Source organism: Dyella telluris (assembly GCF_014297575.1).
Lineage (GTDB): Bacteria > Pseudomonadota > Gammaproteobacteria > Xanthomonadales > Rhodanobacteraceae > Dyella > Dyella telluris.
Genome location: NZ_CP060412.1, coordinates 2,677,143 through 2,702,301, shown reverse-complemented (window position 1 = coordinate 2,702,301; position 25,159 = coordinate 2,677,143). Strand labels below are relative to the sequence as shown.

Here is a 25,159-nt window from a genome sequence, read left to right as displayed (position 1 = left end):
GACAACGCCTGCTTCCAGCGTGGAACAGATGGCTACGGCAGAGCACAGCCACATGAACGGCCCGGCCCGGCGTGAACAAACGCGCTGCGCGACCTTCACACCATCGCACCTACAACGAACCCGCCTTCAGTACCCGGGCACCCTTCGTCAACGGGAGTAAGCCATGCTCAAGTGGGCCATCATCCTCGCCATCGTTTCCCTCGTTACCGGATGGCTGGGTTTCGGCACGTTGTCAGGCGTCACCGGCGCGATTGCCAAGGTACTGTTCGCGGTATTCATCGTGCTGTTCCTGCTGTCCCTGCTCGCACTGGTCGGCCTGATCCACATGGCATAGCACGCTCAGTCGAGCACGCGCTCCATGCGCCGGTGATCCGGCACGCGGCCAAGGCCATTGGCGAGTTGCGACTTGCGCTCGCCGGTGACCTTGAAGCCGGCGCGGCGATACAGGGCCTCCGCCCGCGGATTGCTGGCCGCCACATCAAGCGTGACGCGGCGGCGGCCGGCATCGCGTGCCATGCCTACCAGCTGGTCGATCAGCACGCGGCCGATGCCACGCCCGCGCAACTCCGGCAGCACGGCCAGGTGGGCGAGGTAATGCATGTCGCCCTCGGGCGGGCGGATCACCGATTCCACCCGCAGGCCGCGCGCAATCACGCCCAGCGCGCGGCGCAGGCCGTAGTGGCCGACGATCTGCCGGGCCGCGGCCAGGGTGAAGGTCCATTTGGTATCGGCGCCATAGCCCGCGCCCACGGCAACCACCCGGCCATCCACCACGCCCACCCAGTGATTGCGCCAGCCGAATTCGCCCGCGCCATCGACGAAGCAATGGTGCAGGAAGGCCAGCGCATCGCCGCCATCTCGGGTGGTGAATACGAAATCAAATGCGGACGGACCGGAGCTGTAGATCAGCGGCACCGCCACGTCAGCGTCGTCCGCCGCAGCGGGACGAAAGCGCACCTTCAGGCCCGACCGGGCCATTCCCACGACGTTCCCCATGTCACCCCCAAAGCCGTGATCGGCTCCCCGGCGACAGCATAGGCCAGCGCGATGACAGGTGCAGTGGGGCACCAGGCCCTGAGGGGGGTCACGGCGGCCATAAAGCCCCCTTCCATCAGCCGCTCCCGATAAACTAACTGCCTTATGCGCGGACGTATCCCAGACAGCTTCATCGACGAACTGCTTGCCCGCGTCGACATCGTCGACGTGATCGAGCGGCGCGTGCCGTTGAAGAAGGCCGGCCGTGAATGGACGGCCTGCTGCCCGTTCCACAACGAACGCTCGCCCTCGTTCTACGTGAGCCCCGCCAAGCAGTTCTTCCACTGCTTCGGCTGTGGCGCGCACGGCAGCGCGGTGAAGTTCCTGATGGATTACGAGCGGCTGGAGTTCCCCGATGCGGTGGAGGAACTGGCGCAGTCCGTCGGCCTCAAAGTGCCGCGCGAAGGCGGCGACGACCGGCCGCGCGAAGACAAGACCGACCTCTATTCGCTGCTCGATTCGGCCGCCAGCTGGTACGAAAAGGAACTGCCGCGCAGCGCCGACGCGCAGGCGTACTGCAAGAAGCGCGGGCTGGATGCGCAGACCATCCAGCGTTTCCGCATCGGCTGGGCACCGGCCGGCTTCGATGGCGTGATCAAGGCGCTGGGCGGCAACGATCGCCGCATGGCGCTGCTCAACGAAGCGGGCATGGTGGCCAGCAACGAGCGTGGCAACCGCTACGACCGTTTCCGCGAACGCCTGATGTTCCCCATCCTGGATCGCCGTGGCCGCGTGATCGCTTTCGGCGGCCGTGTGTTGCAGTCGGAGCAGGGGCCCAAGTACCTCAACTCACCCGAGACGCCGCTGTTCCACAAGGGCCGCGAGCTGTTCGCGCTGTGGCAGGTGAAACAGGCCAACCCCAGCCTCGCGCGCATCGTGGTGGTGGAGGGCTACATGGACGTGATCGCCATGCACCAGGCGGGGCTGCCCATCGCGGTCGCCACGCTGGGTACGGCGACTACGCCGGAGCACACCGAAGTATTGTTCCGCGCCGCGCCAGACGTGGTGTTCTGTTTCGATGGCGACCGCGCCGGCCGCGCCGCCGCGTGGAAGGCGCTGGAATCCGCGCTGCCGCGACTGCGCGACGGACGCCAGGCCTACTTCCTGTTCCTGCCCGATGGCGAGGATCCGGACACGCTGATCCGCAAGGAAGGCAAGGAAGGTTTCGAGAAGCGCCTGAAGGCAGCCACGCCGCTCTCCGAATATTTCTTCGGCGAACTGGCCCACGACGTGGACACCGGCAGCCTGGACGGCCGTGCCCGACTGGCCGAACGCGCGCGTCCGCTCATTGCACGCCTGCCGGACGGCGCGTTCCGCGACCTGATGGCGCAGGAGCTGGAAAAGCGCACGGGCGCACGCACCACACTCGACACCGCCCCGGCCCCGCGCACCGCGCTGCGACGCCCGACCGTGGTGCAGCGTTCGCTGGTGCGCAGCGCCATCGCCCTGTTGCTGGCACAACCGGGCGCCGCCGACCAGGTGGAACGCCCCTACGGCTTCCTGCGCCTGGACAAGCCCGGTGTGGAACTGCTGGCCGAGCTGATCGACATGGCGCGATCGCGACCGGGCATCAACTCCGCCATGCTGGTGGAGCACTTTGCCGAGCGTGCCGAATACCCGGCGCTGCAAAAGCTGATGGCAGCCATGGTGGTGGGCGAGCCGGAAGCGCAGCGCGCGGAGTTCTACGATGCGCTCAAGCGCATGGAGCACCAGGCCTCGATCCAGCGGCGCGACTGGCTGACGGCGCAGAGCCGCGAGCGGCCGCTCGATGCTGCGGAGAAGTCAGAGCTGCGTGAACTGCAGCTGCAGGTGGCCGGCCTGAAGGTACCCACCGGCGCCTGACCCGCGCCATCCGCGGGCAAAAGAACAAGGTTCTAACAAACGCCCCCGCAAGATTGCGGCCCTACCCCAACACCGCTTTCCCATGGGGCGGCCTTCGGGTTGCCCATGGGTGGACGGTGCATGGAGCACCCTGCGCTGCGACAAGCGTAGTGCCATCTTCATATGGGATCATCGAAACCTCTAGTGAGGTCTGTAGGTTGTCCACCAGGGCATGGATGTAGATGGAACTGCTTGAACGACTGGTCATGGTGTTCGCCGAGAACGGCTACCTCGCGGTGTTCCTCGCGTTGTTGCTGTGCGGCGCCGGCGTGCCTTTGCCCGAAGACATCACCCTGGTCGCCGGCGGCGTCATCGCGGGCCTTGGCTATGCCAACGTGCACACCATGTTCGGCGTCGGCATGGCGGGCGTGCTGGTGGGCGATGCGGGCATGTTCCTGCTGGGCCACCACTTCGGCGCGCGCATTCTCAAATTGCGCTTCGTCGCGCGAGTGCTCACCCCCGAACGCTATGCGAAGGTGCAGGAGAAGTTCGAGCGCTACGGCAACCGCCTGATGTTCATCGCGCGCTTCCTGCCCGGCATGCGCACCGCCGTGTTCATCACGGCCGGCTCGACCCATCGCGTGTCGTTCCTGCGCTTCCTGCTGCTGGACGGCACGGCCGCGCTGATCAGCGTGCCGATCTGGGTGTACCTGGGCTATTTCGGTGCGGACAACCACGAGTGGCTGGCCATGTGGATCCACCGCGGCCAGAACGGCCTGTGGCTGGTCATCGGCGTGGCGCTCATCGTGGCACTGGCGTTGTGGTGGCGGCACAAGCGACGCGTTGCCTGCGACTCCGGCTCGCGCTGACCACCTGCCCGCATGACCACGCTGACGGCCAGGGAATACGACGACGAAACCTTCGAGGACGCCGACTTCACTGGCGCCACGCTCGATGGCATCCGCTTCCACGAGTGCAGCTTCCGCCGCTGCAACTTCAGCGAAGCCACGCTGGCGCGCTGTCGTTTCAGCGACTGCGATTTCACCGATTGCAACCTCAGCCTGACCCGCTTGACCGGCAGCCTGTTCGATGCGGTGCACTTCACCGACTGCAAGATGGTCGGCATCAACTGGACGCAGGCCCACTGGCCACGCGTGCGCCTGGCCAAGGCGCTTGCCTTCCATCGCTGCGTGCTCAACGACTCGTCGTTCTTCGGCCTGGACCTGCGCGAATGCGAACTGGTGGAATGCCGCGCGCGGGACGTCGACTTCACCGATGCCAACTGCGAGCAGGCTGACTTCAGCAGCACGGACCTGTTCGAAAGCGTGTTCGCCCGCACGCGACTGGCCGGCGCCAACTTCATCGATGCACAGAACTACCGCATCGACATCTTCACCAACGACATCAAGCGCGCGCGCTTTTCGCTACCGGAAGCCGTGGCGCTGCTGGACAGCCTGGACATCGAACTGCAGGACTGACGCCGCCGCCACGGCAGCAGCGCCATCCTGTTTCAGTGCGACGACGCGGCGACGTCCTGCGCATCCTGCCGATGCCACCAACCGCCACCCAGCGCCTGGAACAGGGCCACGGTGTCCGCATAACGCGCGGCACGCGCCTGCACCAGGGCCAGTGCGGTCTGCTGCCAGGCCAGCTCGCTGTTGAGCATGGCGCTTTCACTCAGGTCACCCAGCGCCAGCTGCCGCTTCGCCACATCCAGGCTGCGGGAGGCAGCGCGTTCGGCGCGCTCACTGGCTTCCAGCGCGCGTGCATCCGCGTCGATGGCATGCAGCGTGTCGGCCACATTCTGCACCGCCTGCAGCACCGTGCTGCGGTACTGCGCTGCCGCCTGTTGCAGCTGCGCCTCCGCGCCGCGTTGCTTGTGCTTGAGCGTGCCGCCGTCGATCAACGGCTGGGTCACCGACGCGCCCAGGTTCCAGAAGCCGTTGCCGGCACTGAAGAGCTGGCTGGCCTTTTCCGACGTGCGCCCGAACGAGGCATCGATCTGCACGTTGGGCAGCCGATTGGCGATGGCGACGCCCACCTGCGCACTGGCCGAATGCAGCTGCTCCTCCGACATGCGCACATCAGGCCGCTGTTCCACCAGTTGGGCCGGCAAGCTGACCGGAAGATCCGTGGGCAACTGCAGGCTGTCCAGCGTGAACTGCGTGTCGATGCGCTGTTCCGGCGTGCGCCCGGTCAGTGTCGCCAGCAGATCACGCTGCTGGGCCAGCTGCTTGTCCAACGGTGGCAGCGTGGCCTTCGCCTGCTCCAGCGTCGTGACCTGTGCGGCCACGTCGGCGTCTGATACGTCACCCAGGGCGTGCTGTCGCTGCAGGGTGGCGAGGATTTGCGTCTGTGCGTCGATGATCTGCTGCGTGGCCTGGATCTGCCCGCGCAGCGAGGCTTCCTGGATGGCCGCGTTCACCACATTGCTGGTCAAGGTGAGATAGGTCGCCTCCAGCTGGAAGCGCTGCTGGTTCGCCTGCGCGACCAATGACTCCACCTGACGGCGATTGCCGCCCCACAGATCCAGCACGTACGACACGCTGACCTGTGCCGTGGTGAGGTTGTACAGACTGGCATTGGACGATGCGTTGCTGGCCACGTCGTTGGCGGTGTCGGTGCGCGTGGTATTGACGTTGCCGTTCACCTGCGGGAAGTACGCGCCACGCTGCGCATACGCGGCCTCCCACGCTGCCTTCAGCGAGGCATGCGCGGCTTCCACATCGGCGTTGTGCTTCAACGCATCTTCGATCAACGCATTGAGCGGCGCGGAGTGGAACATCGTCCACCACTGGCCGGGTATGTCCATGGACTGCAGCAGATGCTGCGATTCGCCGCCCGGCCCCGTGGCCGAAGCGGTGTCGCGCGCTATCGGCGTCGGCGCGTATTCCTTCGCGTCGGGTGCCTGCGGGCGCTTGTAGTCGGGCCCCACCGCGCAGGCGCCGAGGGCCAGGGTGATGCCCATGGCGAGCATCGTGCGAAGCGGATGGCGAAACAGGGTCTGGGTCATGATCACAGCTCCCTCGACGGATGTGGCCGGCGCTTGCGGCGATGACGCTCGATATAGCGCTCGATCGCGAAGTAGAACGCCGGCAGGACGAAAAGCGTCAGCAAAGTGGCAATGGGCAGGCCACCGACCACCACCGTGGCGAGGCCGCGCTGCACGTCGGTGCCGATGCCAGTGGCCAGGGCCGCCGGCAGCATGCCCACGCTGGCCACCGTGGCAGTCATCAGCACGGGACGAAAGCGCTCGGTGGCGCCTTCGAGCACGCCGTCCAGCAAGCCGTGACCCTGCTTTCGCACACGGTTGATGTTCGCGACCATGATGATGCCGTTCTGCACCGCCACGCCGAACAACGCGATGAAGCCCACGGCCGTGGCGATGTTCAGGGTTTCGCCGCGCACGTGCAGCGAGATCAGTCCGCCTACCGCGGCCAGCGGCACAACCGCCAGCACCATCACCGCCTGGTGGATCTTGCCGAACTCGAAGTACAGGAACACCAGCATGATGCCCAGCACCAGCGCCATCACCACGGCCAGGCGGGCCTGTGCCCGCTGCTGGTTTTCGAACGTGCCCGCCCACTGCAGGTGGTAGCTGTCCTTGTCGAAATGCACCTTCGCGTCGATCTGCTGTTGGGCATCGGCCAGGTATTCGGACAGCGCGCGATCGCGGTTGTCTACGCGTATGGTGATCTGGCGCTTGCCCTGCTCGTGCGCGATGGTGCTTTCGCCCGTCTTGAAGCGGATATCCGCCACCTGCTTCAATGGCACCTGCGCGCCACTGGTCGACGTCAACGGCAGCTGGCCGATGGCCTCGATGTTGTTGGCCGTTGCGTTGGAAACGCGCGTGGTCACGTTGTACATGCGGTCACCCACGTACACCTGGGTCACCGGCGTACCGCCGATGGCCGTCTGCACCAGGCTGCTGATGTCGCCGATGTTGATGCCGTAGCGCGCTGCCGCATCACGATCTGCCGTGATGGCAAGCTGCGGGATCGGCGGCCCCTGGAAAATCGAAGCTTCCGCCGTGCCACGCACACCGTGCAGCACATCGACGATCTCGTTGCCCACCCGGCGAAGTTCGTTGAAGTCATCGCCATAGATGCGCAGCACCAGCGGGCTGTGCGCACCGCCGATCATGTCGTTCTCGCCATCCACAATGGGCTGGCTGATGCCCACCGAGACGCCGGGAATCTGCTGCATGCGCGCGTTGAAGCGCCGCAGGAACTCAGCCTTGCTTTCGTGGTGGGGCCAGGAGTCGTACGGCTTCAGCCCCACGCCGGCCTCGACATGCGAGGGCGTCCACGGGTCCGTGCCGGTGTCGTTGCGGCCCAGCTGGGTCACCACGTACGACACCTCGGGGAACTCGCGGATCACACGGCGAAGATCGGCCGTCATCTCGCTGGCCTTGTCCAGCGACAGGCCCGAAGGCATCTGCACCTGCAGCCACAGCGACCCCTCGTCGAGCTCCGGCAGGAACTCCCGTCCGATGGACGCACCGAGCACCAGCACGCCGAGCAGGGCCACGCCCGCCACGGTATAAGCCACGGGCAACTTGCCCAGCAGCTTCGCCAGCCCGGCCGTGTAGGCCTTCTGCAGCCGCTCCAGCGGCTTGTTGTGGAACAGCTTGCGCGGCTTGCGCAGCGCGAAGTAGGCCAGGCCCGGGGTAAGCGTCACCGTGCACAGCAGCGCCGCCAGCAGGGCGTAGCCCACGGTGAACGCCATCGGGCGGAACAGCTTGCCTTCGGCATGTTCAAAGGCGAACAGCGGCAGATAGGCGGTAATGATGATCAGCGTGGCGAAGAAGATCGAGCGACCGACGTGCTTGGTTACCGTCATCACGTCATCCTCGGTCAGCACGGCATCGGGTTTCTCCTCGCGACGACGCAGGATGGCTTCCGTCACCACGATGGTGCCGTCCACGATCACGCCGAAGTCGATCGCACCCAGCGAGAACAGGTTCGCCGGCATGTGCGTGAACTGCATCAGGATGAACACGGTAACCAGCGACATGGGAATCGCCACCGCCGCCACCATGGCCGAACGCGGGCTGCCAAGGAACAGGATCAGCACGATGCACACCAGGCCCACGCCTTCCATCACGGTGTGGAAGACCTTCTCCTTGGTCGCATTCACCAGATCGTCGCGATCGATGTACGGCACGATGCGCACATCCTGCGAGGCCAGCTGCTTGTTGAGCTGATCCACGGTGGCATGGATGCTCTCCAGCACGCGCGATGGATTCTCGTACTTCAGAAGATCGACGATGCCTTCAATGGTGTCCGGGTTGTTGTTCTTGCCCAGGATGCCCTGGCGCACCTGGTGCCCGTACTGCAGCTTGCCGAGATCGCGCACCAGCACCGGCACGCCATTGTTCTCGGTGACCACGATGTCACCCAGATCCTTCAGCGTGTGCACCATGCCGATGCCGCGCACGATGTAGGACTGGTCACCGCGCGTGATGCGCCCGCCGCCGGCATTGGCCGTGTTGGCGGAAATCGAACTGGTCACCTGGTTCACGCTGACCCCGTAGTGCAGCAGCTGCGCCGGATCGAGCTCGAGCTGGAACTCCTTGGTGAAGCCGCCAAAGATGTCCACGTTGGCCACACCGGAGATCTTTTCCAGCGTGGGCACCACCACCCAGCTCTGGATTTCCGACAGCTCCATCAGGTTCTTGCTGGTGGATTCGAGCGTATAGCGATAGATCTCGCCAGCCGGACCGGAGACGGGATCCAGGCCCGGCGTAATGCCCGCCGGCAGCGTCACCTGGCTGATGCGCTCCTGCACGCGCTGGCGTGACCAGTAATCCTCGGCGCCGTCCTTGAACACCAGCGTGATCAGCGACAGGCCAAACGTGCTGCTCGAACGCATGCTCACCAGACCGGGCGTGCCCGCGAGCCCGCGTTCCAGCGGGATGGTGATCTGCTGTTCGATCTCCTCTGCGGCAAGGCCCGGCACCTGCGTGGTGACCTGCGCGGTGACGTCGCTGAGTTCCGGATACGCCTCGATGGCCAGCCGCGTCCACGAGTAGTAGCCAAAGCACAGCACCAGGATCGACACCACGATGAAAACGATGCGCTTCTGGAAGCAGAAGTGGAAGATCGCGTTAATCATTGAGCAGGATCCCGCCCTTCACGACCACGCGGTCACCGGCCTTCAGGCCCTTGAGCACGCGCGCGCCTGCCGTTTCGTCGTAGCTCAGCTCCACCGTGCGGCGCTCGAACGACCACGGCGACACTTCAACGAATACGGTGGTGTTGTCGTTGTTCATCAGCAGCGCGGAGTCGGGCACGAACACCTGCGCCGGCTGCGGCACGGCAATGCTTGCGCGAGCGAACATGTTGGGCTTCAGCCGTCCATCCGCATTGGCGAACACGGCGCGCACCATGTCGCGACGCGTATCGGCCTGCAGCACCTGGCTGACGAAACTCACCTGTCCGTGGAAGACCTGATCGGGATAAGCGGACAATGTGGCCGCAACGTCCTGCCCCTTCGCGATGCCACCCACGTCCGCCTCGGGCACATTGGCCGTGATCCACACCGACTGGAGATCGGCGATGGTCATCAGCGGCGTGGTGGTGTCGTTGATGTAGGTGCCCGGGGCCGCAGCCAGCGCCGTGACGTACCCGCTCACCGGCGAAGCGATGCGGATGCTGCGCGCCGAACCGGCCGATGCGCCGGCATTGAGCGACTGCAGGCGCGTCTGTGCCCGATCCATCTCGGCCTGTGCCTGGTTGTAGGTGCTCTGCGCGGCTTCCAGATCTTTCAGCGCATTGCCGCCGGCCTGCTGCACGTCACGCGCGCGCTCCAGCCCCTTCTTCGCCAACACCATCGCATCGCTGGCCTTGGCGACATCGGCATTGGCCTGCGCCATGTCGCCCGACTCGATCACCGCGAGCAGCTGGTTGCGCTCGACATGGTCGCCCAGGCCTACCTTGAGTTCGGTGATACGGCCCGCCAGCGGAGCAACCACGTTCGCGGTATGCACGGGGTCGGATTCCACAGTGGCGGGAAACACGCGCTCATGCGGCGCGACGCGCATCTCCACCGGCGCGATGACCAGCGCCTTGCGCAACGGCGAAGCGTCCGGCACGCGCAGCACACCATGGTCATCCACCACGGCGGGGGACGGCGCCTGATCGTCGGCGTGACCCGAACAGGCGGCCAGCGACAGGGCGACGGAGAGGGCGATGAAAAGTTTGCTCAGGTGGTGCGTCATGAGTGTTCCCCTGCAAATGCTTGGCATGCAACTGCCCGCCACGGTGGTGAACCCTGGGGCAGCGATAGCGAAGGGGATGTCGCGAGGCTCGTATGAGCCCGGGCGAATGACCCGCTCGCGGCTTAGCCGATGCCGGCCGCCGCGCGCGGAGCCACTCCTACGGGAGAGGACGCAGTAACGGGGTCGACGTCGTCAGCAAAAACTTTCGATGTCAGTCGATGGGTCCGGGTCCAATGTGCCGTTGCTCCGTTACAGGTTGAGTACGATATCGAATGAGGCTTACGTCAGGTCGTCGCGTGCTCGCGCACGAGGCGGTCCTGCAGCATGCCGGCGCGTTCCAGCGGCAGGTATGCCAGTGCCGCCAGGTGGGAATGAATGCGCTTGAGGTCGCGCAGGATGCGCAGATAGACGTCTCCACCGCCGCCGCCGTCGCGGCGCTCGCGCAGCGACTTGATGTGCCGTTCGGACGCCTCGTTTTCCAGGCGCCACAGCGCTTCCTTGCGCGCCACCAGCTGCTGCGCCGCGCGCAGGTCGCCGCGCAGGAACACGGTGAGGCCCAGGCGCAGGCTTTCCATCACCAGCGTGTGCATGGCGGCCAGATCCTGGATGTCGTCGGCGGAGAAGTCCTGCCCGTTCGCCGCCTTCTTGGCCGCGAAGTCCATCAGGTTGTTGGCGGTGATGTCGCCGATGTGCTCGAGGTTGATGACGAAGGCGAGGATCTCCTGGCTGCGTTCGCCGTCTTCCTCGTTCAGTGGCTGGCCGCCGAGATCCGCCAGGTATTCGCGGATGCCCATGCCCAGCTTGTCGAGCGAGGGATCCATGCGGCTGATTGCGGACGCGCGTGCGCGATCGTCCTTGCCGAACACTTCGACCAGGCCCTTGAGCATGCCCTCCACCATGTCAGCCATGCGCATGGACTCACGCGCGGCATTGGCCAGCGCGACGTTGGCCGAATCCAGCGCCGCCTCGTCCAGGTACTGCGGCACGCCCGGATCATTGGGCTTGGGCGGCTCCGGCAACAGGCGCACGAGCAGCCGCGCCAGGCTTTCCACCGGCACGATGAAGACCAGCGCCAGCGCAAGGTTGAATGCCGTGTGGAAATTCACCACGATGCGTGCCGGCGAGGCGCCGAGCGGCGCCAGCCAGTGCGCGATCATCGGCAACAGCGGCAGGCATACGATGCAGCCAAACGCGCGCACCATCAGGTTGCCCATCGGCAGGCGGCGGGCCACCGGCGTGTGCGCTTCCATCAGTGCGGGAATCGTGCTGCCCAGGTTCGCACCCAGCACCAGCGCCAGCGCACCCGGCGCATCCACCACGCCTGCGGTGGCCAGCGACACGATCAGCAGCACCACGGCCACGCTGGAATGGCAGGCCCAGGTCAGCAGGGCCGCCACCAGCATCGCCAGCACCGGTTCGCTGGCCAAACTGTGCAGGATCGCGTGCAGCACCGTGGCGTTCTCCACCGGTGCCATCGCGCCCACCAGCAGATGCAGGGCCAGCAGCATCAGGCCCAGGCCGATGGAAACGCGGCCCAGGTTCTCGTAGCTCACGTCATCGGTGCGGCGATGGATGGTGAAGCCGATCAGGATCAGCACCGGCGCCACGATGGCGATGTCGAAGGACATCACCTGAACGATCAGCGTGGTACCCACGTTGGCGCCCAGCATCATCGACAACCCTGGCGCCAGGCCAAGGAACCCGCTGGCAGCGAACGAAGTAGCCATCAGGCCGGTGGCGGTGCTGCTCTGGAGCAGCGCGGTCACGCACACGCCGAAGGCGAGCGCGGCCGGGCGATGGGCGAGGTAACGCCCCATCCAGCGGCGCAGCACGCTGCCATAGCCACGCAGCACGCCGCTGGTGACCATGTGCGTACCCCACAACAGCAGGGCGACGTAACCGGCGATATCGAGCAGTACGAAGGTGCCTTTCATGGCGCGACCTCCTTTGGACAAGCGGGATGCGAGAAGCATCCACGCACTCCCTTGCGAGAGTCTTTGGATGGATCAGGTTACCGGGATGGCAACCTTCTGAATTCCGGGTTGCTGCAAAGCAGGCTGGCGAAGCCTTGCCTACCCGCCGTCATTCCGGCGCAGGCCGGAATGACGAGCGTCAGGTCCGCGGCGACACCATGGGTGACCGCCGCAACTCCGCTTACAACCAGCGCCCGTATCGCTTGATGTAGATGAGCTTCACCAGCTGCGTCAGCACGCAGTACGTCAGCACAGTCAGCGCCAGCCAGCCGAAGTACACCCCCGGCAGGGGTTCCATGCCGATCTTTCCGCCGATGCCCATGTACGGAATCAGCATGCCGATGATGATGATGGCCGTGGTCAGCGCCAGCACCGGCGCCGAGGCAATGCTCTGCACGAACGGGATGCGGCGCGTGCGGATCATGTGCACGATCAGCGTCTGCGTGAGCAGGCTTTCGATGAACCAGCCCGACTGGAAGAACGACTGGTGCTCCGGCGAATTGGCACCGAACAGATACCACAGCAGCAGGAAGGTGGTGATGTCGAAGATCGAGCTGACCGGACCGATCCACACCATGAAACGGCCGATGTCGCTGGCATCCCACTTGCGCGGCTTGCGCAGGTACTCGTCGTCCATGCGGTCGAACGGAATGGAAAGCTGCGAGATGTCGTACAGCAGGTTCAGCACCAGGATCTGCAGCGGCAGCATCGGCAGGAACGGCAGGAACGCGCTCGCCACAAGTACCGAGAACATGTTGCCGAAGTTGGAGCTGGCAGTCATCTTGATGTACTTGATGATGTTGCCGAAGGTGATGCGACCTTCGATGACACCCTCTTCCAGCACCATCAGGTTCTTTTCGAGCAGGATGATGTCCGCCGATTCCTTGGCGATGTCGGTGGCGGTATCCACCGAGATGCCCACGTCGGCTTCGCGCAGCGCCGGTGCGTCGTTGATGCCGTCACCGAGGAAACCCACGGTGTGGCCCTGGCGCTGCAGCGACTTCACCACGCGCGCCTTCTGCAGCGGCGACATCTTGGCAAACACGGTGGTGCGCTTGACCAGCACGTCCAGTTCTTCGTCACTCAACGGCTCGATGTGCTTGCCCTGCGCGGAGTGCTCCACGTCCAGGCCCACTTCGCGGCAGATCTTGCGCGTCACCGCCTCGTTGTCGCCGGTGATCACCTTCACTTCCACGCCGTGGTGATGCAGCGCCGCGATGGCGGTGGCCGCACTGTCCTTCGGCGGATCGAGGAAGGCCAGGCAGCCCACCGCGATCAGGTCGCTCTCGTCCGCCACGCCATAGGCGCGACCGGCCGGCGGCTGGCGCTTGATGGCCACCACCAGCACGCGCAAGCCATCCTCATTGAGACCGCGCGTCATCGCCTTGATGTCGGCACGCATCTCGTCCGTCATCGGCAGGATCTCGTCGCCCGCCTTGGCGCCGGCGCAGATCGACAGCATTTCCTCGACCGCGCCCTTGCACACCAGCAGCTCGTTGCCGTCGCCATTGCCCAGCACCACCGACATGCGGCGGCGCTGGAAGTCGAACGGGATCTCGTCGACGATGCGGTAGTGCTGCGCGACCTCTTCCAGGTCGCGATGCGTCAGCACCGCCTTGTCCATCAGGTTCTTCAGGCCGGTCTGGAAGCGGCTGTTGAGGTAGCCGTATTCCAGTGCCTCGTCCGACTCCTCGCCGTACAGGTCGAGGTGACGCTCCAGCACGATCTTGTCCAGCGTGAGCGTGCCGGTCTTGTCGGTGCACAGCACGTCCATCGCACCGAAGTTCTGGATCGCATTGAGGCGCTTCACCACCACCTTGCGCTTGGACATGGCCAGCGCACCCTTGGCCAGGTTCGCCGTGACGATCAGCGGCAGCATTTCAGGCGTGAGGCCCACTGCCACCGACAGCGCGAACAGGAAGGCCTGCAGCCAGTCGTGCTTATCCAGTCCGTTGATGACGAAGACGATCGGCACCATCACCAGCATGAAGCGGATCAGCAGCCAGCTGACGCTGCTCACGCCGCGATCGAAGCTGGTCTGCACGCGCTCGCCCACGATGGTGCGCGCCAACGAACCCAGATAGGTACGCGAGCCCGTCGCCACGATCACCGCCGTCGCGCTGCCGCTCACCACGTTGGTGCCCATGTAGCAGACGGTGGGCAGGTCCAGCGGATTGTCGCCGTGGTGGCTGCCTTCCAGTTCGTCACCACTGTGCACATGCGAGGGCGCGGACTTTTCCACCGGCAGTGATTCACCGGTAAGAATGGCCTGGCTGATGAACAGGTCTTTCGCCGAAACCAGGCGCAGGTCCGCAGGCACCATGTCACCCGCGGCGAGATGCACGATGTCGCCCGTCACCAGCTCGCCCACCGGCACTTCGATGCGCTCGCTGTGGCCATCCGACGCACGACGCGTCACGGTGGCGGTATTGCGCACCATGGCCTTGAGCTTCTCGGCGGCCTTGGAGGAGCGGTATTCCTGGGTGAAGCTCAGCAGCACGCTGATGCCCACCATCACGGCGATGATGATCGGGCCCGTGAGATCGCTGCTATCCGTCAGCAGCTGCACCACCGCCAGCACCAGCAGCACGATGATGAAGGGGTTCTTGAATGCCGTGAGCAGCTGCACCGACCAGTGCGGCGGCTTCTCGTGCGAGACCTCGTTGAGGCCATCGCGATCCAGGCGCTCGCCGATCTGCTCTTCGTTGAGCCCGGCGGCACTGGTATCGAGCGCGGCGTACAGCGCCTCGTTGTTGCGGAACGCTTCCTGCGCCACGACCACGCGCACCGGTGCGCCGGCGCTCGCGCCGGCCGCCTTGCCGGGGACGGTCTGGGTGGAGTGCTTCAACATGACTCGCTTCCGTGAAATCGGTGACTCTGAGGCCGGACCAGCGAGCTGGCGGGGTTCAACCCGCGCGTGACGCCTAGACCCGCACTACGGACTTCGTCGCAACCGCTGCCACGGGACTGGCGGAGGCCAGCCCTTGCACGGCAACGCCTGGCGCGACGAAGCGTTCATCAGTGACTGGATACCAGCTGCAGATGACGATGTGCTTGCGGAGCGGCATGTTCCTTCCGACGGGCGACCTGATGGCCACGCGGAGCGTCGGTAAGGCGGTGTGCTTCGGACGACGGGGAATCCTGCACCTGGCTCAGGGGAGCCGGCACGGTGATCGTCCAGGAACGGGAATCCGAACGGCGGCCCAGGCGGGCAGCACGCAGACGGAAGAAATCGCGAAGGAGCTTCATGGCCCTTTCTCCTCGTTAACGGCGCTTTGGCGCCGTCAGAGGTGGGCCGGTCTTCCCTAGTCGAGGAAAGCGCCAGCCGACCGCAGGCGGTCGCCGCAGCAGATCAGCTTGTTTTGCAATGCCGGCACCCGATGCTCGCGGATGTCGACGTTGCGACTAGGGTAAACGTCCATATGCCTTGGGTTGATAGGACAGAGGCCACGTAGGACGCGTTGCGCCCGGTGACTCGCGGATTGTCTTGCTGCGGTGCGCAAGTGTCAACCCTGTGACGGGGTTTCGGGGGGCGAAAGTTGTTGCGTTCAGGGGCAGGCGTGGGATGTCTTTGCCGGGGTGACGCTTTGGTCATCTAGCTTGCACATGGCGCGGGGCGGCGGCGTTGCTCTCCCCCAGCCGGAGGGAGGGCTCGGTTGAGGGGCCAACCTCACCTCAACGCTTCATTAGAGCCGTCATCCCAGCGAAAGCTGGAGGCACTTTTCAACCGCCGTAGGGCGGGTCATCCAGTGCCTTTGCTCTTGGCCTTCGGTCTCGCGCGTTTCCGCGAACGGGCCGCTTACGCAGCGGAGGCGTTTCGACCTCCTGCCGGAGGCCGAGTCACTTTTCTTTTGCTGGCCCAAAAGAAAAGTAACCCAAAGAAAATGGCCTTAAAGGCTGGCAGCATGCCGTGGGGATAAGCCCGAACGGCTGAAGAACGTTGTTGCTTGGCAACCTCCGCCTCTACACAGCGGGTACTTCCAAGCGCTTCGCAACGCGCCGAATCGCTGAGGACTTAACGCGGAGCGTCGTGCCGCTTGGCGGCACCTCCTTCCTTGCCACTTGATGGTTCACATTGAACATCACCTATCGCTCGTCCTCTCCCGTTCGGGAGAGGACTGGGGTGAGCACTGAGGCGAGAAAGAAACGGACTTCACACGGTGCGAGACACCCCTGTAGGAGCGCACCTTGTGCGCGACCGCAGCGTCGTGTCGATACCGCTCCGTCAGGTGGTCGCGCACAGGGTGCGCTCCTACAGACAAGCTAAGCCGGCACGCCATGTGCCGTCGCACCCTGCGACGCGATGTGCAGCGCAGCTGCACGAGCCTTCGGCTCGACGCTTTTGACCTACCCGCCCCCTTGAGCGGCGGTGAGGGGCGGACGACAGGCCCGCAGGGGGATCGGCAAGGATGCCGATCCCTTTTCGACAGGGCAGGACGCCCTGTCGAAAAGCCCGGCCGTCCCTCACGCACTGGCCGGCCTTGCCGGCCAGCGCCGCGATGGGGGTGCCCTTTCTTTTGGTTACTTTTCTTTGGGCAAGCAAAGAAAAGTGACCCGGCCTCCGGCAGGAGGTCGGAACGCCCGCCGCGTAGGCGGCCAGATCGCGGTATCGCTAACACCGGAGGCCAGGAGCAAAGTCACTGGATTCCTGCCTTCGCAGGAATGACGGTGAGGGATACATAAGTCGGGGCGAGCACCCACCGCTCACCTCAACCCGCTACCCGCAGGGAAGAAGAAAAAGAAGCATCAAACGGTGCGTTCGAACACCACACCCTGATGATGCACCAGCGGCTCCATCAACCAATGGTCCGCCAGCAGAAACGCAAACAACGCCATCAGGTACACGATGGAATAGTTGAACACCTTCATCGCGAAGAACTCGTCCGGCGGATTGAGCAGGCGAATCGCGTAATAGAGGAAACCCGCACCCAGTACCGCAGCGCCCCCCAGATACACCATGCCGCTATACCCGGTGAGCGCCGGCAACAACGTCACCAGCACCAGCAGGATCGTGTAGAACAACACGTGCCAGCGCGTGAAGGCTACGCCGTGCGTCACCGGCAGCATCGGCACCTGCGCACGCGAATAATCATCGCGACGGAAGATCGCCAGCGCCCAGAAATGCGGCGGCGTCCACACGAAGATGATCAGGCACAGCTGCAAAGCGAAGGCATGCAGCTCACCGGTGACCGCCGTCCAGCCAAGCACCGGCGGGATCGCGCCAGCCAGGCCACCAATCACGATGTTCTGCGGCGTGGCGCGCTTGAGGTAGGCGGTGTAGATCACGGCATAGCCGATCAGGCCACCGAAGGTCAGCAGCGCGGTGAGCGGATTGACCAGCACCACCAGCACCACCATCGACAGCACGCCCAGCACGAACGCAAAAGTGAATACCTGGCGCGGCGTGAGGTTGCCGGTAGCGAGGGGACGGTGCGCGGTGCGCGCCATCACCTTGTCGATGCGCTGGTCAATCAGGTGATTGAACGCGGCCGCGGAACCGGAGGCCATCCAGATGCCGAGCGTGCCGAACACCAGGGCACGCCAGGGCGGCATGCCGGGCACCGCCAGGAACATGCCTATGACAGCGCAGAACACCAGCAGCGCGACGACGCGCGGCTTGGTCAGTTCCAGGTACTCATGGAAACGGCTGCTCATCGTCATCGGAATCCGTGGGAAAGAAACATCGCGTCCTCTTGACGCTTCTGCGTGCGCGCCAGCGTGGCCAGCAGGGTGAACAGCAACAGGGCGGCAACACCATTGTGCGCCGTTGCCACCGGCAGCGGCAGGCCGAAATGCACGTTGCTGATGCCCAGCAGCACCTGTGCCACCAGCACCACGGCAATGCCCATGCCCAGCATACGCAACCCGCGCCGGGACACGCGGTGCGCCAGCCAGGCGAGATAGCAGAACACCACCAGCGCACCCAGGCGATGCGCTATCTGGATGGCGCTGCGCGCGGCCATGTCGAGCACGCCACCTTCGTAGTTCACACCAATGCCACGCCACAACACGAAGCCTTCGTGGAAGTCGGTGGGCGGCGCCCACTGGCCGAGGCACTTGGGGAAATCGGTGCCGCAGGCCAGTGCCGCGTAGTTGGATGAGGTCCAGCCACCCAGCGCGATCTGCGCCAGCAGCAACACGATGCCCACCACCACGGCCTTGCGCAGGCCGGCATACCGGTCGTCATTCGCGGCAACCCCGGAGAAGCGCAGGGCCGCATAGGCCAGCAGCGCAAACGTGGTGATGCCACCCAACAGGTGTCCCATCACCACGATGGGCTTGAGCAGCAGCGTTACCGTCCACATGCCCAGCATGGCCTGGAACACCACCACCGCCAGCGCCAGCACGCTGATGCGCCACGCGCCGGGGCGATCCAGCCCGATCGATGCGATCACTGGCAATCCGATGGCCGCCAGCGACACCAGCAACGACCAGTGATGCTCGCCCTTCATGTACATGCCCACGCCTACCGCCGCGCACAGCGCCCCGACGATCACGGCATAACGCGCCCATGGCCTGCGCCAGGCGGCGCCCAGGGCCAGCGCGAACACCAGCGAGCCCAGCGTACCGGCGAGGAAGCGATGCACCTGCTCACGCCACGCCTTGTGCGTTTCGTAAGGGCGGTCCGGGAAGGCCTGGTTGGCCTGGGCGATCTCGTGCTGCTGTTCCGGCCACGCGGCGCGGCCATAGCAGGTCGGCCAGTCCGGGCACGACAGGCCGGCATTGGAGAGGCGCACGAACGCGCCAAACATCACCACGCCGAAGGCGAACACGGCCGCGAGCAACGCCAGGCCGCGCAGCACTCTGGGAGAACGGGAAGTCATCAGCGGATCACCTTCTGGAGGTCCTTGCGCAGGCCGGTGGCGTCGAAGCCGGCAGGATAGAACGACAGCGCCGTACCGTCCGATTCCACCAGCAACGCACTCACCGAGTCCGGCGTGGCCGGTGTGAAAGGCGCCAGCGCGCCCATCGAATCCTGGCCGAGTTTCCAGTAGCCGGTCATGCCGCTGGCGGCGGCGTCAACCGGCGCCTTGCCCACATAGAGCAGGCGCAGGCGCGAGGCATTCTGGTTGAGCGTGATGCGCGCCGCGGCGATCTTGGTGAGCACGTCCAGGCACTGCTTCGCGCAATCAGGGCCCGCCAATGCCACCAGGGTGAGCTGTGGTTCGCTGGCGCGCCACGCCCAGGTATCACCATTGGTGAGGGACACCGGCACCTGCTCGGCGGCGAAATTGCGCTGCGGAGACACCGGCTGGCCATTGGCCTTGCCGGCCGGCTGCCAGCCGGAAACCGTCAGCAGCATCGCCGCCAGGATGGGTGCGGCGAACACGAGCATGATCAGCAACAGTTTCAGGCGGCTGGCGCGCAACTTGGCAGGTTCGGGCTTGTTCATGGTTTGCCTGGTCGGGAGGGACGGCGACGGTGCAGCACCAGCAGGATCACCACCGCCGCCACGGCGAAAGTGAACCACTGGAACGCATAGGCGCGATGGCGCGCCGGAGGCATCGCCGAGAAGTCGATGGTGTGCTCGCGCACGTAGATGGAGGAAGGGTCGGCATCCAGCGTGAGCACCTGCGGATACAACGCGGCACCCAGGTCGGCGGCTACCTGTGGCAGCTCGAGGTAAACGGTGGTCTTGGGCCAGCGCGACTGACGCGCCAGGGCGTTGCCGCCCATCTCGAAGCCGACGCCGGGCGCCGGCACGTAGAGGCCGTGCAGCTCCTGTGCACCGGCAGGGAGTGGCGGCAACTGCGGCGCCTGGTCGGTGCCGTTGCCGGGAAGAAACCCCAGGTCGACCAGCAACAGGCGGTCACCGTTGCGCGGACGGAAAGGCGCATAGACTTCCACGCCGCCACGCTGGTCGTGCTTGGGGTTGTCCAGCAGGTAGAGGCGATCGGCGAGGTATTCGCCCTGCACGTTGATGCGCGCGAAGGTGTCCGCGGGGGGATTTGCGGCCACCGCGGCAAAGTCGCGCGGAGCGGCGGTTTCCGCTGTGGCATACCGTCGCAGAATTGCTTCCTTTTCGTCCGCGCGATGCAGCTGCCACACGCCCAAACGTATGAAGAGCAAGGCTCCGGCCACGGTAAGCAGCAACGCGAACCACGATGGGCGGCGCAGCCACTTCACGCAGTGGCACCGTGCACGGCCGCTATACTGCGAATGTCAAAAACGTTCGGACCTATCACGTGGAAACCATCTACAAATATGCGCTGGTGATTCTGCTGCTGGTGGTGCTGTTCAATCTTGGTCAAGCCCTGTTCTTCATGATGACCGACAAGGAAGGCAGCAAGCGCACGGTGTGGGCGCTGACGCGCCGCATCGGGTTGTCGGTGCTGCTCATCCTGATGGTCGTGTTCGGCATCTGGATGGGCTGGCTCCACCCCCACGGCGTGGGCCAGTAATTGTAGCGTTCCGCCGTCGCTGGCGCTTCGCTTGCGACATCCGGTACCCCGAGGGCCCGCCACTGGCGGGCCTTTGTTTTGGGCCAGGGCCGCCACTGTAGGAGCGCACCCTGTGCGCGACAGTCCCATGGCGAGGAAGGCGCTCATTTCCTCGGTCGCGCACAGGGTGCGCTCCTACACGGCCCGGCCCTACCCCAACAAAAAACCCGCCTTGCGGCGGGCTTTTTGTTGCGACGCGCAAGCGTCTCAGAGGATGTAGACGAACATGAAGAGGCCCAGCCACACCACGTCAACGAAGTGCCAGTACCAGGCCACCGCCTCGAACGCGAAGTGGTGTTCCTTGGTGAAATGACCCTTGGCCACGCGCAGCCAGATGATCGCCAGCATGATCGTGCCCAGCGTCACGTGCATGCCGTGGAAGCCGGTGAGCATGAAGAAGGTCGAACCGTAGACGCCGCTCTGCAGGGTCAGGTTGAGCTCCTTGTACGCCTCCATGTACTCGTGCGCCTGGAAGTACAGGAAGGTCGCACCCAGCAGCACGGTCAGGCCGAGGAAGACGAGGATCTTGCCGCGATGACCGGCCTTCAGCGCGTGGTGCGCGATGGTCACGGTAACGCTGGAGGTCAGCAGGATCAGCGTGTTGACCAGCGGCAGGCCCCAGGGCGCCACCGTCTGGAAGTTGCCACCGATGCGCGCCGGGCCGTTGCCGCCACCCGTACCCCATGCCGCGGAATAGTCGTCCCACAGGAACTGGTGGGTCAGCACGCCATGGCCTTCGCCGCCCAGCCACGGCACCGCGAACATGCGGGCGTAGAACAGCGCGCCGAAGAAGGCACCGAAGAACATCACTTCGGAGAAGATGAACCACATCATGCCCATGCGGAACGAGCGGTCCACCTGGCTGTTGTAGCTACCCGCAAGCGACTCGCGGATCACCGAACGGAACCAGCCGAAGAACATCAGCAGGATGCCGATGAAGCCCACGGTAAGCAGCGTCTTGCCCAGTGAGGCCTCGCCCGGCGGTGCGTTCAACCAGTGCGCAGCACCAAGCACGGTGACGAACATGACCACCGCGGCCACGATCGGCCACTGGCTCTTGGATGGAACGAAATAAGCGTCTTGTTGCTGAGCCATGTGAGATCCCTGTGGAATTCTCTGTCTACGTCAACGGTACGACATGGAATACGGCAACGGTCGCGTCAGGAGTACTTCAGTCCCTGCAGCAGCGAGAGCACGAAGATCGCAAAGGCGATGCCGCCGAACAGCGTGACGGTGATCCGCACGCCCTTCCTGCGCTGCTGCTCAATGGCTGTTGTCGGTGACTGTTTCATCGATTCGCTTCCGTTCCGCTCCGGCACGACACCGGAGCGGCCATGCATGACATCAATCTTCAACGTGGCCGTGGGCCAGTTCTTCGTCGTGGATCACCGGCGGCACGTCGAAGGTGTGGTACGGCGCCGGCGACGGAATGGTCCACTCCAGGCCCTTGGCACCTTCCCACACGCGATCCGGCGCCTTCTTCTTGGAGAAGAACACGCAGTGCAGGATCACGCCCACGAACATCAGCTGCGAGGCGCCGAACAGGAAGCCGCCGATGGAGCTGATCATGTTGAAGTTGGCGAACGCCACGTTGTAGTCCGGGATGCGGCGCGGCATGCCGGCCAGGCCCAGGAAGTGCTGCGGGAAGAACAACACGTTCACCCACACCACGCTGTTCCAGAAGTGCATCTTGCCCCAGAACTCGCTGTACATATGGCCGGTCCACTTCGGCAGCCAGTAGTACGTACCGGCAATGATCGCGAAGATCGCACCGGTCACCAGCACGTAGTGGAAGTGCGCCACCACGAAGTACGAGTCGTGGTACTGGAAGTCGGCCGGGGCCAGCGCCAGCATCAGGCCGGAGAAGCCGCCGATGGTGAACAGGATGACGAACGCGATGGCAAACAGCATCGGCGTTTCGAACGTCATCGAGCCGCCCCACATGGTGCTGACCCAGTTGAACACCTTCACGCCCGTCGGCACCGCGATCAGCATGGTGGCGTACATGAAGAAAATCTCGCCGCCCAGCGGCAGGCCCACCGCGAACATGTGGTGCGCCCACACGATGAACGACAGGAACGCGATCGACGCGATGGCGAACACCATCGCCTTGTAACCAAAGATCGGCTTGCGCGCGAAGGTCGGGATGATCTCGGACACCAGGCCAAAGGCCGGCAAGATCATGATGTAGACCTCGGGGTGGCCGAAGAACCAGAAGATGTGCTGGAACAGCACCGGGTCGCCGCCGCCAGCCGCGTTGAAGAAGCTGGTGCCGAAGTACTTGTCGGTGAGCAGCATGGTCACCGCACCGGCGAGCACCGGCATCACCGCGATCAGCAGGAACGCCGTGATCAGCCAGCTCCACACGAACACCGGCATCTTCAAGAGATCCATGCCCGGCGCGCGCATATTGAGGATGGTCGCGATGATGTTGATCGCACCCATGATGGAGCTGATGCCCATCAAGTGCACCGCGAACACCAGGTACGCCACCGAGTCACCCTGCAGCGACAGCGGCGGGTACATCGTCCAGCCGCCGGCCGGCGCACCGCCGGGCAGGAACAGCGTGGACAGCAGCAGCGCGAAGGCGAACGGCAGGATCCAGAACGACAAGTTGTTCATGCGCGGCAACGCCATGTCCGGCGCACCGATCATCAGCGGGATCATCCAGTTGCCCAGGCCCACAAAGGCCGGCATGACCGCGCCGAAGATCATGACCAGCGCATGCATCGTGGTCATTTCGTTGAAGAAGTACGGCTGCACCAGCTGCAAGCCGGGCTTGAACAGTTCCGCGCGGATCACCATCGCGAAACTGCCGCCGATGAAGAACATCAGCAGCGAAAACACCAGGTACAGCGTGCCGATGTCCTTGTGGTTGGTGGACATACACCAACGAACAAAGAAATTACTGGGCGCGCCGTGGTGATCGTCGTGATGATCGTGTGTAGCTGCGTGGGCCATGCCTTACACCTCTACCTAAATGCGAATGCTGTGATGGGGCTGATTGCTCAGCCCTGATGGCCCTGCGAAACAGGTGCGTCGGTCGCCTGCGCCGTGGCCGGCGCGGCAGCGGTGGATGCCGCCGCCGGAGCGGCAGGCTGCGCCGGCTTGTTGGCCTCGGCTTCCTGGTCCGCCAGCCACTTCTCGAATTCCGCCTTCGGCAGCGCCTTCACCACGATCGGCATGAAGCCGTGATCCTGGCCGCACAGCTCGGCGCACTGGCCGCGGTACACGCCCGGCTCGGTGATGTTGGTCCAGGCCGCGTTGACGATGCCCGGGATGGCGTCCATCTTCCAGCCCAGCGCCGGCACCCACCACGAGTGGATCACGTCGCCGGCGGTAATCACGAAGCGGATCTTGGTGCCCACCGGCACCACCAGCGGCTTGTCCACGTTGATCAGGTACGTGTTGTAGCCGTCAACCTTCACCGCGTTCGGGTCCAGGCCCGAATTCAACTGGCGGGTCTCGTCGCTCTCTTTGTCGAGCTTGGACATGAAGCCGACCTTTTCGATCGCCTTGCCCTTGTAGTCGACGTAGTCGTAGCGCCACTTCCACTGGTAGCCGGTGACCTTCACGGTCATCTCCGAACCGGTGGTATCGGCGAACGTGCGCAGGCCGCCCGTGGCCAGATACGCCAGCACGATCAGGATGATGACGGGAATGGTCGTCCACACGATTTCGAGCGTGGTGTTGTGCGACCACTTTTCGGCCACCGCACCGCGCGATTTGCGGAAGCGGAACATGGCGATGAACATCGCGCCGAACACAAGGATGCCGATAACGACGCACACGCCGAAGGCAACGTTGTTCAGGAAGTACGCCTCGGGCGACCAGGTGGACGCGCCGCGAGTCATGTTCAGCTGTCCGGCCTGCGGATTGGCAAGCGCCGCGCCGCCGAACATCGTGATTGCGAAGAGTGCTGCCGTGACCGCCCGCTTGATGCTGCCAGGCCTGATGCCGCCAGATGTCATGTCGTGATGCACCTTTGTTGAACCTACCTGCGTCGCTGTTGGTTGAGCTCCGTCAGCAACACCATGAGTTTCCTTGACAGCTCGGCACGCTCCTCTTCCCCGAGAAAAGCACCGATTTCCAGCTCCCGTCCATGCGACGTCAGCAACAGACGCGCCCTCCCCCGGCCGGACTGCAGCTCAATGCGCACCCAATACGTCTGAAAGCGCGCACTGCGCCGACCTGGCAGGGATTGCACCTCCAGCGACGATTCGTCGAGGGTGATGCGCTCGCTGCGGTCGCCGGCCCGCCAGGCTACGCCCAGGGCGAAAGCCACCGCGGAGGACTCGACCAGAGCAAACAAAGGAGCGAAGACATTCCCCTGCCATGCTCCCAACACGGCCGTCGTCAGCGCCAGCGCAGCCAAGCCCATGATCAGTCGACGCAGGTCGCGACGGCTCAGGGCACGATTGGGCTTGAGCCACATCGTTGCGCACGGCAAGCCGGCCGCTGCTGGTCGAAGCACGATCATGAGAACCCGGCGTGCCTGGAACGCAGGCATGATAGGCCGCGATTGCGTCGGGGAGCAACAACGCCGCATGTGCTTGATTTGAAGCAAGGATGAACGTCGGCCACGGTGGTCACACACATGAAACGACGCGACGCCAAGCCTCGTTTTTCCTTGGCTGACACCCACTTGCACGCAGACAGCCGCGAAC

Annotated in this window: 21 protein-coding genes; 5 read left to right on the top strand and 16 right to left on the bottom strand. The window is 64.6% G+C overall.

Annotation, left to right across the window (positions count from 1 at the left end):
- Nucleotides 1–163 precede the first annotated feature (163 nt).
- Nucleotides 164–334, top strand: coding sequence for a DUF1328 domain-containing protein (locus tag H8F01_RS11925; protein WP_187055341.1), 171 nt, complete (start codon nt 164–166; stop codon nt 332–334).
- Between the two features lie 5 nt (nt 335–339).
- Here the strand turns inward: H8F01_RS11925 and H8F01_RS11920 are convergent, their stop codons facing one another.
- Nucleotides 340–978, bottom strand: a complete 639-nt coding sequence (locus H8F01_RS11920) for a GNAT family N-acetyltransferase (protein ID WP_187055340.1) — start codon at nt 976–978, stop codon at nt 340–342.
- A gap of 162 nt (nt 979–1,140) precedes the next feature.
- On the opposite strand from H8F01_RS11920, the gene dnaG reads away from it, so the two are divergent.
- From dnaG to H8F01_RS11905, 3 genes are all read left to right on the top strand, one after another.
- Nucleotides 1,141–2,877 carry a DNA primase gene (dnaG, locus tag H8F01_RS11915; RefSeq protein WP_187055339.1) on the top strand — a complete coding sequence of 579 codons (1,737 nt, stop codon included), beginning with the start codon at nt 1,141–1,143 and terminating at the stop codon, nt 2,875–2,877.
- A gap of 221 nt (nt 2,878–3,098) precedes the next feature.
- The gene (locus H8F01_RS11910) at nt 3,099–3,725 is read left to right on the top strand and encodes a DedA family protein (RefSeq protein ID WP_187055338.1); all 627 of its coding nucleotides are present in this window, start codon (nt 3,099–3,101) and stop codon (nt 3,723–3,725) included.
- Between the two features lie 12 nt (nt 3,726–3,737).
- On the top strand, nt 3,738–4,334 hold the full coding sequence (locus H8F01_RS11905) for a pentapeptide repeat-containing protein (RefSeq protein ID WP_187055337.1): 597 nt from the start codon (nt 3,738–3,740) through the stop codon (nt 4,332–4,334).
- Nucleotides 4,335–4,366: 32 nt separating this feature from the next.
- Here H8F01_RS11905 and H8F01_RS11900 read toward each other — a convergent pair whose 3' ends face one another.
- The 10 genes from H8F01_RS11900 to H8F01_RS11855 form a co-directional block, all read right to left on the bottom strand.
- On the bottom strand, nt 4,367–5,869 hold the full coding sequence (locus tag H8F01_RS11900; protein ID WP_187055336.1) for an efflux transporter outer membrane subunit: 1,503 nt from the start codon (nt 5,867–5,869) through the stop codon (nt 4,367–4,369).
- A gap of 2 nt (nt 5,870–5,871) precedes the next feature.
- Complete coding sequence (locus H8F01_RS11895) at nt 5,872–8,973, bottom strand: efflux RND transporter permease subunit (protein ID WP_187055335.1); 3,102 nt, start codon at nt 8,971–8,973, stop codon at nt 5,872–5,874.
- Nucleotides 8,966–10,078 carry an efflux RND transporter periplasmic adaptor subunit gene (locus H8F01_RS11890; RefSeq protein WP_187055334.1) on the bottom strand — a complete coding sequence of 371 codons (1,113 nt, stop codon included), beginning with the start codon at nt 10,076–10,078 and terminating at the stop codon, nt 8,966–8,968. The genes H8F01_RS11895 and H8F01_RS11890 overlap by 8 nt, the downstream gene beginning before the upstream one ends.
- Nucleotides 10,079–10,362: 284 nt before the next feature.
- Nucleotides 10,363–12,012, bottom strand: a complete 1,650-nt coding sequence (locus tag H8F01_RS11885) for a Na/Pi cotransporter family protein (RefSeq protein ID WP_187055333.1) — start codon at nt 12,010–12,012, stop codon at nt 10,363–10,365.
- 220 nt (nt 12,013–12,232) lie between these two features.
- Nucleotides 12,233–14,902: a magnesium-translocating P-type ATPase gene (mgtA, locus tag H8F01_RS11880; protein ID WP_187055332.1), complete on the bottom strand. Its 2,670-nt coding sequence runs from the start codon at nt 14,900–14,902 to the stop codon at nt 12,233–12,235.
- Between the two features lie 167 nt (nt 14,903–15,069).
- Nucleotides 15,070–15,300 (bottom strand): hypothetical protein, encoded by a 231-nt coding sequence (locus H8F01_RS11875; protein WP_187055331.1) that lies wholly within the window; start codon nt 15,298–15,300, stop codon nt 15,070–15,072.
- Between the two features lie 1,497 nt (nt 15,301–16,797).
- On the bottom strand, nt 16,798–17,712 hold the full coding sequence (gene cyoE, locus H8F01_RS11870; protein ID WP_187055330.1) for a heme o synthase: 915 nt from the start codon (nt 17,710–17,712) through the stop codon (nt 16,798–16,800).
- Nucleotides 17,709–18,875 (bottom strand): COX15/CtaA family protein, encoded by a 1,167-nt coding sequence (locus H8F01_RS11865; RefSeq protein ID WP_187055329.1) that lies wholly within the window; start codon nt 18,873–18,875, stop codon nt 17,709–17,711. Before H8F01_RS11865 ends, cyoE begins: the two co-directional genes overlap by 4 nt.
- Entirely contained in the window at nt 18,875–19,444 is a 570-nt protein-coding gene (locus H8F01_RS11860) for a hypothetical protein (protein ID WP_187055328.1), read from the bottom strand. Before H8F01_RS11860 ends, H8F01_RS11865 begins: the two co-directional genes overlap by 1 nt.
- Nucleotides 19,441–20,178, bottom strand: coding sequence for an SURF1 family protein (locus H8F01_RS11855; protein ID WP_187055327.1), 738 nt, complete (start codon nt 20,176–20,178; stop codon nt 19,441–19,443). The genes H8F01_RS11860 and H8F01_RS11855 overlap by 4 nt, the downstream gene beginning before the upstream one ends.
- 59 nt (nt 20,179–20,237) lie before the next feature.
- Between H8F01_RS11855 and H8F01_RS11850 the strand changes: the two genes are divergently transcribed.
- Nucleotides 20,238–20,453 carry a twin transmembrane helix small protein gene (locus H8F01_RS11850; RefSeq protein WP_187055326.1) on the top strand — a complete coding sequence of 72 codons (216 nt, stop codon included), beginning with the start codon at nt 20,238–20,240 and terminating at the stop codon, nt 20,451–20,453.
- A gap of 246 nt (nt 20,454–20,699) precedes the next feature.
- Here the strand turns inward: H8F01_RS11850 and H8F01_RS11845 are convergent, their stop codons facing one another.
- The 5 genes from H8F01_RS11845 to H8F01_RS11830 all read right to left on the bottom strand — a co-directional run bounded on the left by H8F01_RS11845 (nt 20,700) and on the right by H8F01_RS11830 (nt 24,927).
- The gene (locus H8F01_RS11845) at nt 20,700–21,587 is read right to left on the bottom strand and encodes a cytochrome c oxidase subunit 3 (protein ID WP_187055325.1); all 888 of its coding nucleotides are present in this window, start codon (nt 21,585–21,587) and stop codon (nt 20,700–20,702) included.
- A gap of 65 nt (nt 21,588–21,652) precedes the next feature.
- Entirely contained in the window at nt 21,653–21,784 is a 132-nt protein-coding gene (locus H8F01_RS21960) for a hypothetical protein (protein ID WP_274380546.1), read from the bottom strand.
- Between the two features lie 52 nt (nt 21,785–21,836).
- A complete protein-coding gene (gene ctaD / locus H8F01_RS11840; protein ID WP_187055324.1) occupies nt 21,837–23,453 on the bottom strand; it encodes a cytochrome c oxidase subunit I in 1,617 nt (538 codons plus the stop codon).
- A gap of 47 nt (nt 23,454–23,500) precedes the next feature.
- Entirely contained in the window at nt 23,501–24,463 is a 963-nt protein-coding gene (coxB, locus tag H8F01_RS11835; protein WP_187055323.1) for a cytochrome c oxidase subunit II, read from the bottom strand.
- 23 nt (nt 24,464–24,486) lie between these two features.
- Complete coding sequence (locus H8F01_RS11830) at nt 24,487–24,927, bottom strand: DUF2244 domain-containing protein (RefSeq protein WP_187059266.1); 441 nt, start codon at nt 24,925–24,927, stop codon at nt 24,487–24,489.
- Nucleotides 24,928–25,159 lie beyond the last annotated feature (232 nt).

What these genes read in the sequence shown, in the direction of transcription:
- mgtA (WP_187055332.1), bottom strand. Translation starts at nt 14,902, where the DNA reads ATGTTGAAGCACTCCACCCAGACCGTCCCCGGCAAGGCGGCCGGCGCG.
- H8F01_RS11885 (WP_187055333.1), bottom strand. Translation starts at nt 12,012, where the DNA reads ATGAAAGGCACCTTCGTACTGCTCGATATCGCCGGTTACGTCGCCCTG.
- H8F01_RS21960 (WP_274380546.1), bottom strand. Translation starts at nt 21,784, where the DNA reads ATGAAACAGTCACCGACAACAGCCATTGAGCAGCAGCGCAGGAAGGGC.
- H8F01_RS11890 (WP_187055334.1), bottom strand. Translation starts at nt 10,078, where the DNA reads ATGACGCACCACCTGAGCAAACTTTTCATCGCCCTCTCCGTCGCCCTG.
- cyoE (WP_187055330.1), bottom strand. Translation starts at nt 17,712, where the DNA reads ATGACGATGAGCAGCCGTTTCCATGAGTACCTGGAACTGACCAAGCCG.
- H8F01_RS11900 (WP_187055336.1), bottom strand. Translation starts at nt 5,869, where the DNA reads ATGACCCAGACCCTGTTTCGCCATCCGCTTCGCACGATGCTCGCCATG.
- H8F01_RS11845 (WP_187055325.1), bottom strand. Translation starts at nt 21,587, where the DNA reads ATGGCTCAGCAACAAGACGCTTATTTCGTTCCATCCAAGAGCCAGTGG.
- H8F01_RS11865 (WP_187055329.1), bottom strand. Translation starts at nt 18,875, where the DNA reads ATGACTTCCCGTTCTCCCAGAGTGCTGCGCGGCCTGGCGTTGCTCGCG.
- ctaD (WP_187055324.1), bottom strand. Translation starts at nt 23,453, where the DNA reads ATGGCCCACGCAGCTACACACGATCATCACGACGATCACCACGGCGCG.
- H8F01_RS11860 (WP_187055328.1), bottom strand. Translation starts at nt 19,444, where the DNA reads ATGAACAAGCCCGAACCTGCCAAGTTGCGCGCCAGCCGCCTGAAACTG.
- H8F01_RS11830 (WP_187059266.1), bottom strand. Translation starts at nt 24,927, where the DNA reads ATGTGGCTCAAGCCCAATCGTGCCCTGAGCCGTCGCGACCTGCGTCGA.
- coxB (WP_187055323.1), bottom strand. Translation starts at nt 24,463, where the DNA reads ATGACATCTGGCGGCATCAGGCCTGGCAGCATCAAGCGGGCGGTCACG.
- dnaG (WP_187055339.1), top strand. Translation starts at nt 1,141, where the DNA reads ATGCGCGGACGTATCCCAGACAGCTTCATCGACGAACTGCTTGCCCGC.
- H8F01_RS11895 (WP_187055335.1), bottom strand. Translation starts at nt 8,973, where the DNA reads ATGATTAACGCGATCTTCCACTTCTGCTTCCAGAAGCGCATCGTTTTC.
- H8F01_RS11910 (WP_187055338.1), top strand. Translation starts at nt 3,099, where the DNA reads ATGGAACTGCTTGAACGACTGGTCATGGTGTTCGCCGAGAACGGCTAC.
- H8F01_RS11920 (WP_187055340.1), bottom strand. Translation starts at nt 978, where the DNA reads ATGGCCCGGTCGGGCCTGAAGGTGCGCTTTCGTCCCGCTGCGGCGGAC.
- H8F01_RS11875 (WP_187055331.1), bottom strand. Translation starts at nt 15,300, where the DNA reads ATGAAGCTCCTTCGCGATTTCTTCCGTCTGCGTGCTGCCCGCCTGGGC.
- H8F01_RS11905 (WP_187055337.1), top strand. Translation starts at nt 3,738, where the DNA reads ATGACCACGCTGACGGCCAGGGAATACGACGACGAAACCTTCGAGGAC.
- H8F01_RS11925 (WP_187055341.1), top strand. Translation starts at nt 164, where the DNA reads ATGCTCAAGTGGGCCATCATCCTCGCCATCGTTTCCCTCGTTACCGGA.